Consider the following 9,730-nt stretch of genomic DNA (forward strand, 5'->3'; position numbering starts at 1 on the left):
ATCAGAACTTTATCGAACCTTGCATATAGAACGTGCGTGGCTGCCCGGCGTAGATGCCTTTGTTATTATCATCATAGGAGCGGGTGTAATACTCGTGGTCGAAAATGTTCTTCACCCCAAAGGCCAGACTCAGATTAGCCATTTGTGGACCGAAGTCATACGCCATGCGCGTATCCCACAGCATAAAGCCCGGAATGCGACCGGTGCTTCCATTGGCGCTTTCCTGCACAGTATTAGCGTTATCAGCAAACTGGCTGGATTGGGATGCGCTGTTGAGGTTGAAGGTCCAGTTACCCGGTTTGTAATCTATGCCAAATGTACCTTTATGTTTCGGTGAGAACGGCACTTGATTCCCGTAGGTGTTGCCTTCTTCACGAATTTCTGCGTTGACATAGGTGTAACTGGCGTAAACCGAAACATTCTTCAGTGTGGACGTAAGTTCGGAAAGATCGTAACGTGCCTGAGTTTCCAGCCCAGTGTGTCGGGTTTTCCCGCGTGCTGTAACAGTATCGTTAGTCTGGTTGGAATCGTACTGATTGTTGAAGTTAATCAGGAACAGCCCCATTTCCGCAGCTAATGCGCCGTCGTCGTAGCGAGTTCCGACTTCCCAGGTTCGCGCCTTTTCAGGTTCTACATTGCCGCTTTTCACCGCCTTGCCAATTTGGCTGTACTGTACGGTACCGAACGAACCTTCCGTATTGGCGTAAAGATTCCAGCTATCAGTGACGTGATAAAGAACATTGAGTGCGGGCAATGGCGCATTGTAACTTACTTCTTGGCGGGTGCCTTTCACATTGTTGTTTTGGAAGGATTTGATATGTTCGAATCGTATTCCAGGCGTGATGGTCCAGTTGCCAATATCAATGCGATCGTCAATGTACCAAGCATGTGCTTCGGTGCCGGAGCGGGTATTACGGTCATAAGGGCTCGACGTGCTGGGTAATTCGCCGCTGCTGGCGGCGGTGTAGTAACGCATTTCGTGACTGGATTCATTCACATAACGGTAGCCAATCCCTACTTCGTGGGCTGAAGGCCCTAAATTGAAGAGCTGGCTATAGCGCGGTTCGATGCTGCGTACCCAGTATTCGCGCGGGGACAGGGTAATGCGCTTGCCCTGCTCAAGATAACCGCTGCGCAAGGTATGAGTGTATAAGCCCTGAATATTGAATTTGTGCTGCTGATCGGGTTGATACTGATAGCCGAGGCTTGCGAGCTGACGGCGGCCCCAGAAACGGTCATATGGGCGAGTGGATTGCCAGCGATTGGCATCGTAATCGGTGCGTGAAAGGCCGCCGGGCATATCCGCGCTGCCATCGTAATATTGCAGTAGACTGTTGAAGGTATGTATTTCATTAGGGGCATAGCGGCTTTTGAGCATCACATCGTCAATGTGCGTGGCGCTGTGTTCGCGCCAGTCGCTGCCGCGTGTGCCGGAGTAGAGAAGCGCCGTGCCGAAACCGTTATCTGCCGTACCGCCAATCATCAGATTATGGGTTTCTTTGGGATTATTTTGTGAGGATGTGGGGCTAAGTTGTCCTTCCACACTGGTCTCAATACCAAAATCTTGCGGGATAGCGCGAGTCACGAAATTCACCACACCACCTACGCTTTGTGGCCCGTAGCGCACAGCGCCGCCGCCGCGTACCACATCTATTGCGTCCATGTTGCCGAGAGATACTGGCGCTAATGATAGCTGCGGCTGTCCATAAGGCGCGAAGGGTACTGGAACTCCGTCCATCAGAACCGTAGAGCGGCTGGCGAGACGTGGGTTCAGGCCACGAATGCCAAAGTTCATTGCTAGGTCGTGGCTGCCGGTACCGTTGTTTTCCGGTGCGTTGACGCCGGGAATGCGGTTCAGCACTTCACGCATTGTAGTCGCGCCTGTTTTAGCAAAATCTTCCCGGCGGATGACATCACGTGCGCCTGCATGTTCAAACACGTCAGCTTCACGCGCACTACCTAGCCAGTCGCCTACCACGGTCAGTACGTCTTTTTGCGCAACAGGGGCGGGTTCGAGTGTGAACGTGTTATTGCCCAATGTTTTCACCTGCAAATCAGTGCCGATCAGCAAGGTGTTCAGCCCATCGGTGATGGAATAATTGCCATGCAGACCGCTGCTCTGTTTGCCGTGGGTTAAGCTGGCATCTACTGAAAGGGTAATACCGGCGTGGATGGAGTACTGATTAAGAACTTTATCCAGTTCGCCTGCATTAATGTCATAGTGTGCGCTAGTTGGCTCTACCGCAGCATACGTTATCCCTGAGGTTAGGCAAGCCACTGGTAACAGGCTCAAACGAATCGCCATTATCAGCGGTGTTGCTTTGTGAAGCGCGCGCAATGGCTGTGCACGTAAAGGCATCATAACGTCTCCATAATCATTTTATTACTGTATTCACTTATGAAGTCGAACGAGGAAACAAAAAAGGACAATCGAAAATGATTATTTTTTACGTTAACGATTTTTCTACGGGTAGAACATTTACCCAGTAACGAGTAATGTATTGAATCTTAACGGGAAGTGTTTTCTCTATGACGGTTAATATCGTATCGGTATTTTTCATCGGGAAAGTGCCGCTTAACCGTAGCGAGGCGACGGCCGGGTCGCAGCGTAATATACCGCTTCGATAGCGGGCGAGGGTTGCTATCACTTCATTCAGTGGCTTATCGCTGAAGCTGAGTATCCCCTGCGTCCACGTGTTGTCTTCGGCGGTTGCCGTGGTCAGTTCACCAAAATCGGTGGCGCTGAAGCTTAGGCTTTCACCCTGACGTACAATACATTTTTGGTCGGCATCGGTCAGTATCACCTCTACGGCATGTTGCTGCACGCTAAGTAGCGTAGTGTTGGCTTCCTGACGAACCGTAAATTCGGTGCCTAGCGCAGTCAGTTGTGCATGACGGGTTTGTACACGAAACAGCTTTGCTCCGGCATCATGCCCAGTAGTGATGGCAATTTCGCCGTACCAGAGATGTATTAAACGTTGCTGAGGGCCAAAATGGACATCTGCGGCACTGTCGGTATTGAGTGTAAGAAGTGTGCCATCGCTCAGTCGATGCTGCTGAATATCCCCTTTAGCAGTATGGTAATCGGCCCGCAGACCTTCTCCCACTTCCGAACACCACAGTTGCCAGCCCCCGCCAATTCCTAGTAGCAACAGTATGCTTTTCATCACTCTGCGTCGTGACAGATGAGTTTCTTGGAGTGCGTGGCTTGCCACATTACCTGGCACTACAAGCATCTGGTTACGCAGATTTTCCACTTGCTGCCACGCCCACTGATGATCTTGATGCTGTTCGTACCAGCGCTGCCATTTTTCAGTTTGCTGCGGACTTACCTGATCGCTACTCAGTATTGCATACCAGTGTGATGCTGATTTTAATGCTTGGCGACGAGAATGGGTTAACGTGGTGTTCATATCAAAGTCCATGCTCCAGTCGAAATAACAAGCAGTGTTCGGTGGCTTTGGCCATATATTTTTTCACGGAACTGACGGACACATTGAGACGTGAAGCGATGTCGCTATAGGTCAGATTTTCAAGCTGAGACAATAAAAACGCTTGGCGCATTTTGTTGCTTAGACCATTGATCATCTGGTCGATTTGCTGGAGTGTTTCAAGTTGACACTGACGGATTTCCGGCGAGGGCATAAGCGCCTCGGGCCGTTGCGCCAGCAGTTCCAGATAGGCTTTTTCCAGAGCGTTGCGGCGAAACAGATCGATCATTACTCTTTTGGCGATCGTACACAGGAAGGATTTTTGGTCGCGAATGGCTTGTAGCGAGTCGCCGGCCATTACACGCAGGAAGGTATCCTGTGCTACGTCATCGGCATCAAAGGACGATTGCAGTTTGCGCGTGAGCCAGTTTTTCAGCCAGCCATGATGCGCGCCGTAAAGCGATTCAAGCGTTAGCTCAGCGGAAACAACAATGCGGTCAGACATACCCTATAACATCAACAGTCAATAATCACGGTATCATATTAATGTGAGAATAGTTATCATTACAATCATTCCGAAGGTTTTTTATTTCATGTTGATGTGATTTAAGTCGGTGTAGCCGGGAGAGCTGTCTCTGTTTCTTTGATATGTTGAAGTGTAATCGTTGCTTTATCAGATTTCGGTATCTATGCGTATTCCTCCCAATTTGAACACTGATTCCAGTTACATTAATTCATTTGTCTATCGTTATTTGGGAACAGTGATCGAGGGGTGAGTGAATTTCTAAGCTGACTTATGTCGGTCTAAGGGATATTCAGAGACGTTAGTAGTAGGGGGGTAGGTATTCTGGCACTACAGCTATTTGCTGAGTACTTTAAGTTTCTTGTTCTCCATAATTTGTCTGTTCCGTTGTCAGAAGGAATATATCAAGAATAGGTGATGACACAATTTAAATTACAGGCTAAGATATTGAGCCATTTTTTCCCAGATTAATAGGCATATTTCACTAAATATGCCCGAATTAACTAAATATTAGCTCTTATATTTTTTACATAGTTGTTTATTATAAAAAGCATGCAATTTTTTAGAAAAGTATATTGCCTTAACAATAGAACCAATCTCACAGAAAAATATTAAAATTAAATGTACCAAAAGAACCTCGACGAAAAGGAAGAGGCACAGTTTGCTACCAGACTCCCAGTTAGCTTTACTATGTATTGTTTCAGTTATATCCTGAATCCCTGTAATAAAATCTCCTACAGAAAGACAAATTAATACAAGTAGTATTCCGACTGAAAAAATAGTCTCTTTTGTGAAACTACAGGAAGTTCATTTCTTTTCTTCAAGAAAATTTTGTCTTGTTTCAGAAAGTCATAAGCCGATGACTGAACTGATAACTTCTGTTTTGAGTATAGATAGTCAAAACGGAATTGTAATGTGATAATAGGATATTTTAAGCCATAATCAGCAAGCTTTAGTTCTCTGGAGTAATTCTCGATTTTATTGTTATCATGTATTTCTTGATATATTAGTCCTATTGCCTCTGTTTTTTTATTTACTGGTAACATACTATAAATAAGGTTTCATAATTCCGCTACACAGGGTTTTATTCAACTAATTGTTATACATAGGATTGTTGGTAGATAAGGTGTAGCACCATTTTGGAAAGTTATTTATTTATCGTTTATAATCATATTAATTAATATAAAATGGGATTTTAATGCTTTAAACAATAAATTAAGAAAAACAATGAATACAGGAATGGCAGCTATAAATTGAGGCACGGTCAGTCCTAAATCAGATATGAATTCTTTAAAAGTCATAAATCATCCTGTTTAGTTAAATTGGGAGAGGTTATTATGATATTTTTCATGGTTAAAAACCAGTAAAAGGCCACCCCCTAGGTGTTTAGTAAATAACTTTCCAAAATAGTGCTCCACTTCGTACAACGCCTTGTATAGCAAGGGTTGTGCGTTATGCATAGCAGAACGATGAGTTAGTACGGCCTATCAGGCATCAGACTTGCACCGCTCGGATATTAATCAAATAGATCAACTGTATCGGTATTATGAAAAGCTATTTACAAACATAAGATACGTTTTTCGTAAATGTATTTTTCAAGAGTGTTCAAAGTGATTATGAGTCCTTATCTGTATCTTTAAAGGGAAATATTCTTTTATTTACGAGCGACTCTGGGATATTAATTTTATCACAAAAAATCATTATTTCTTCTCCTTTTTTCTTGCTTCCAGCGCTATAATTCAGATTAAATGTGAATCTTCTTTTATCTGAGTACAAATTTTGTATTTCTATTGTATTATCGTAAGTCATTATCCAAGGATGCTTGTTGTTAAAAACAGCATTCCTGAGATTGACATGATCATCTTTTTCATAAAAATTAGTGTAAAGAGATGCTCCTTTTACGTAATATGGAGGATCAATACAGAGGAATACATTATCTTCATTCTCGTTTATATTTGCTATAAAATCATTTGCATCCATATTTAGAATAGATATTCTATCTTTATATGCACTTATCATTTTTATTTTTTCAATGAGATTGTTTTTATTGAATCTACAGTTTAATTTGTAATCACTTTCTTGTTTTATTCCTCCAATTACACCAGCCTTTATTATTCCTGAACGGTTTGTACGATTTAAAAAAAATGTAGAAAAACCCAACTCCAAAGTGTTTACATTATTTTTTTTAGACTGAATGTTTTTTTGTTTATACCATTCGTCTATTGTAATAGGTGTCTCAAGAATTTTTCCGATAAATTCTTCTGAGTGGTATAAGACTGAATCCCAAAATGCCCAAATGGATCTATCGATATCATTCAATACGATTTTTTTAGCAAAGCCGGAAAATAAAACTTGAAGAGCAAGTCCTGCACCACCTGCGTAAGGTTCAGCATAATTCGCTTCACGTAACCCATTATCTTCAATAACTTTTGATACAATATCGAATATGGCGGTTTTTCCACCAGGGTAGCGCAGCGGTGAGTGAGTAATAGGCATTTTTATGATCCATGGATAAATCGATTGCAGTATATATCAATTCTCTCTGTTTTAAAACATATAAAGTAATTACGAACTTTTTCGCATTTCAACGAGTGGTTTGGTAATGAGCCATATTTGACGAAGTGTGTTTCTATCGGGAAGAAGAAACTCTCCGTGAACGTATCGATTTAGTGACTCTAATGAATTCCAATAGTATCCATCTTTACTTATAAATCTCTTTAGCTCATCCAGATAAGCCTGATTTTCGAACCATTCCTCCCGCCGCACTAATGCTTTCATGTTCTCAGATAATTGTTTAACTTTACCGTTATTAGTTAAACATTGGTCTTTACAATTATGTATTTCAAATACCCGGACTACTGAAAGTTCTAAAATTGTTCGTAGCAAAAGAGCTCCTGCGGTTTTATGGGTATCAATCCATAAACCTTGTGCTTCTTCAATCAGAATGTCTAGTTTATTCAATCCAGTAGTGTATTTTTTATCTTTGGATATTAACCTTTCTTTTTTTCTTCTTTTTTTTGCGCCTGTATCATTATCTTCAGGTGAACTCATTGATGAGTTACTGTTCGAACCTAATGGTGAGAATTCTACCCCAGATACTCCTGAAGGTTGCGGTATATGAGAGAAAACATCTTCTAGATATAAATTTATTTGAGTACCATCGTTAAGTTTACGAGAGTTTATATTTTTATTGACTATATCAGTAACCATTTGTCTGACTATAAAATCAAATGATTCTTTGGAGATTTTGGTTACAAGTTTACCATCTTTTATTTCAAATCCAGTTGTATTGCTAAATAATTTAGAGTTTACTAATCTGGAAATCGTAGAAATACTAAAACTTGAATTCAAAGCTTTCTCTTCTATATCTGTTGGTAGTCCGACTTGTGTGAAATATCTTTCAATGAAGTATTCTTGGACAGAATCTTGAATTTCACTGACAGTTACATTGAAGCGCTCTGCCATAGCTTCTAGAGATTCTCCACTGCTATTACCAGCAGTAGAAATGAATTTATTTTTTTGCTGACGACTCCATTGTAGCTTACCTTCCGCATGTAACTCAAAAAGTACGTTTTGAACATGCCACCTAGAAGGTGAAACATAGACTTCTATTTTTTCAATAAGAGCCTCCCCCAGTTGATTTTTTAATTTTGTCATATTTTGTCTGCTTCTTATTGAGGGTGCTAAGTCTGGATCTAATAAACATTTCAGAGCAGAGATTCTTCTATTGCCTTCCACTACAACATAACTATCATTTTCTTTGATTACATAAATAGGATCATGACTAATAAATCCTTTATCAACGATTTTTTTAGCTAATCGCTCAATCTTTTCATTTTCAAATAGATAATCTAGGATGTCTTTTGTGTTTTTTTTAGGAGCGTAATCAGGGATTCTAGGATTTTCCCGATCTAACTTAAGGTTGGATACCGAAAGGTTGATTCTTGACCATGAGCTGTAGTCAATTCTCTCCATAAGTATGTCCTTGTTGTCAAGTTGATGAAATTACAAATCTTATTGATTATTTAAAATGAAATATTGGTCATTTCCTCATTGTGTAATATACATCATTATGTAATATAAGTGAAATTTTTATTTTGAGAGCTTTATGTAGAGGATCTAAATAGAATTTCAAAATAATAGATCACTTGGAGGGAACTCAGTCCAATTTTTGCGATCTGATTAATCGCCAAATCAAAACAAATCACTAACTGGACTGAGTTATGCCGATCATAGCACCAATACCCCGAAATGAACGCCGTCAGATGAAAAAATTATCCATAAAACCAAGGGTAAAGATTATGCACGCAGGCTGATGATCATGTTAATGCTACATCAGGGAATGTCTGTCTCTCATGTTGCCAGAACCCTCTGTGCGGCACATTCTTCGGTCAATCGTTGGATAAACTGGTTTACGTTATATGGATTAGAAGGGCTCAAAAGCCTACCCGCAGGCAGGCCTGTGACTTGGAATTTAACGTCACTATTCCCTTTACTATCTTTATTTAGTCCAACATTCGCCACAACAATTTGGCTACCTTCGCTCTTGCTGGAGTTTGGATAGTTTTATCATTCAAATCAAAGAATTGATAAATGTGAAATTCTCAAAAAGCACCTTTTATTGTTATTTACGTCAGGTGGGTATTGTCTGGAGAAAAGCCACTCCACCTTGAAATTACCTGACCCTGATTATAATGAAAAAATGGCAAAAATCATAGAGGTCTTGTGTAACGTCTCAGAACAACATTCGGTTTTTTATGAGGATGAAGTCGATACTCACTTTAACCCGAAAATCGGTGCAGGCTGGTATATCAAGGGACAGTAGAAACGTATTGCTACGCCGGGAAAAAACCAAAAACATTATCTTGCGGGTTGTCTAAACGCCCAGACAGGGAAAATCACTTATGTCAGCGGCTTAAATAAAAACTCCGACTTATGTATCAATTTATTAGATAAGCTCATTCACCAATATCGCCATGCTGAATCAATCACTCTAATCTTAGATAATTATAGCATTCATAAAAGCAGGAAAGTCATGGGTTGGCTGGCGAGAAATCCTAAATTTAAGTGCTTGTTTTTACCTGTCTATTCACCCTGGTTGAATAAAATTGAACGCCTATGGCAATCTCTGCATGAGACGGTAACATGGAACCACAGTTGTCAGTTTATGTGGCAATTACTTAAATGCGTCGAAATCTTCATGGAATCGGTTTTATTGTAGCAACAACAGAGAATGAAAAAGGGATAAAATGGTTGATTTGGCCGGATTTAAGCCCTGAAAAAGAGGTGATTATCCGAAAAAATAAAGGGGTATCTTTATAAATAAGGTTTCATAATTTCGCTACACGTGGTTTTATTCAACCCATTGTTATACATATGGTTTTTAGTAGATAAGGTGTAGCGCCATTTTGGAAAGTTATTTATAATCAGATTATTTATTGGCTAATTCATGTAAAAAACAAATGGTGGTGGCCTATAAAAACTGCTTAAAATTATCTATAAAATAGTGTTAATAAAGATAAAAAGCCGGGGTAACCTACGTTAGGTAAACGTAAAGTATGATATTTCATCATGATTAAACTTAGTGAAAAGCAAGTGTTAAAGTTTTATGATAATTAAAATCATCGGTTAAAAAATGACTTTTAATAATGGTTTAAAACCTGCCAATTATAAAACCATTAATGGAAGCAGAGAAATAAAAACTGGTCTGGTTATGTTTATGTTTTCGGGGGGAAAGATAAATGATAATATGAGTCTGTTAATCTGTTAATCTGTT

The 9,730-nt window shown here is 40.4% G+C and carries 5 protein-coding genes and 1 pseudogene; 1 reads left to right on the forward strand and 5 read right to left on the reverse strand.

The features are described 5' to 3' along the window. Nucleotide 1: 1 nt before the first annotated feature. The 5 genes from fecA to V2H77_RS06800 form a co-directional block, all read right to left on the reverse strand. Entirely contained in the window at nucleotides 2–2,362 is a 2,361-nt protein-coding gene (gene fecA / locus V2H77_RS06780) for a TonB-dependent Fe(3+) dicitrate receptor FecA (protein ID WP_341498218.1), read from the reverse strand. An 85-nt stretch (nucleotides 2,363–2,447) separates the two neighbouring features. Then, nucleotides 2,448–3,413 (reverse strand): ferric citrate uptake sigma factor regulator FecR, encoded by a 966-nt coding sequence (gene fecR / locus V2H77_RS06785; protein ID WP_341498219.1) that lies wholly within the window; start codon nucleotides 3,411–3,413, stop codon nucleotides 2,448–2,450. A gap of 1 nt (nucleotide 3,414) precedes the next feature. Then, on the reverse strand, nucleotides 3,415–3,936 hold the full coding sequence (fecI, locus tag V2H77_RS06790) for a ferric citrate uptake sigma factor FecI (RefSeq protein ID WP_341498220.1): 522 nt from the start codon (nucleotides 3,934–3,936) through the stop codon (nucleotides 3,415–3,417). Nucleotides 3,937–5,568: 1,632 nt separating this feature from the next. Next, nucleotides 5,569–6,450 (reverse strand): DNA adenine methylase, encoded by an 882-nt coding sequence (locus V2H77_RS06795; protein ID WP_341498221.1) that lies wholly within the window; start codon nucleotides 6,448–6,450, stop codon nucleotides 5,569–5,571. 69 nt (nucleotides 6,451–6,519) lie between these two features. After that, nucleotides 6,520–7,929: a ParB N-terminal domain-containing protein gene (locus V2H77_RS06800; protein WP_341498222.1), complete on the reverse strand. Its 1,410-nt coding sequence runs from the start codon at nucleotides 7,927–7,929 to the stop codon at nucleotides 6,520–6,522. Between the two features lie 248 nt (nucleotides 7,930–8,177). Here V2H77_RS06800 and V2H77_RS06805 point away from each other — a divergent pair. Further along, nucleotides 8,178–9,175, forward strand: a pseudogene (locus V2H77_RS06805) (IS630 family transposase). The last annotated feature ends 555 nt before the right edge of the window (nucleotides 9,176–9,730 follow it).

This window comes from Photorhabdus sp. P32, from assembly GCF_038085095.1.
In the GTDB taxonomy this organism is placed as follows: domain Bacteria; phylum Pseudomonadota; class Gammaproteobacteria; order Enterobacterales; family Enterobacteriaceae; genus Photorhabdus; species Photorhabdus luminescens.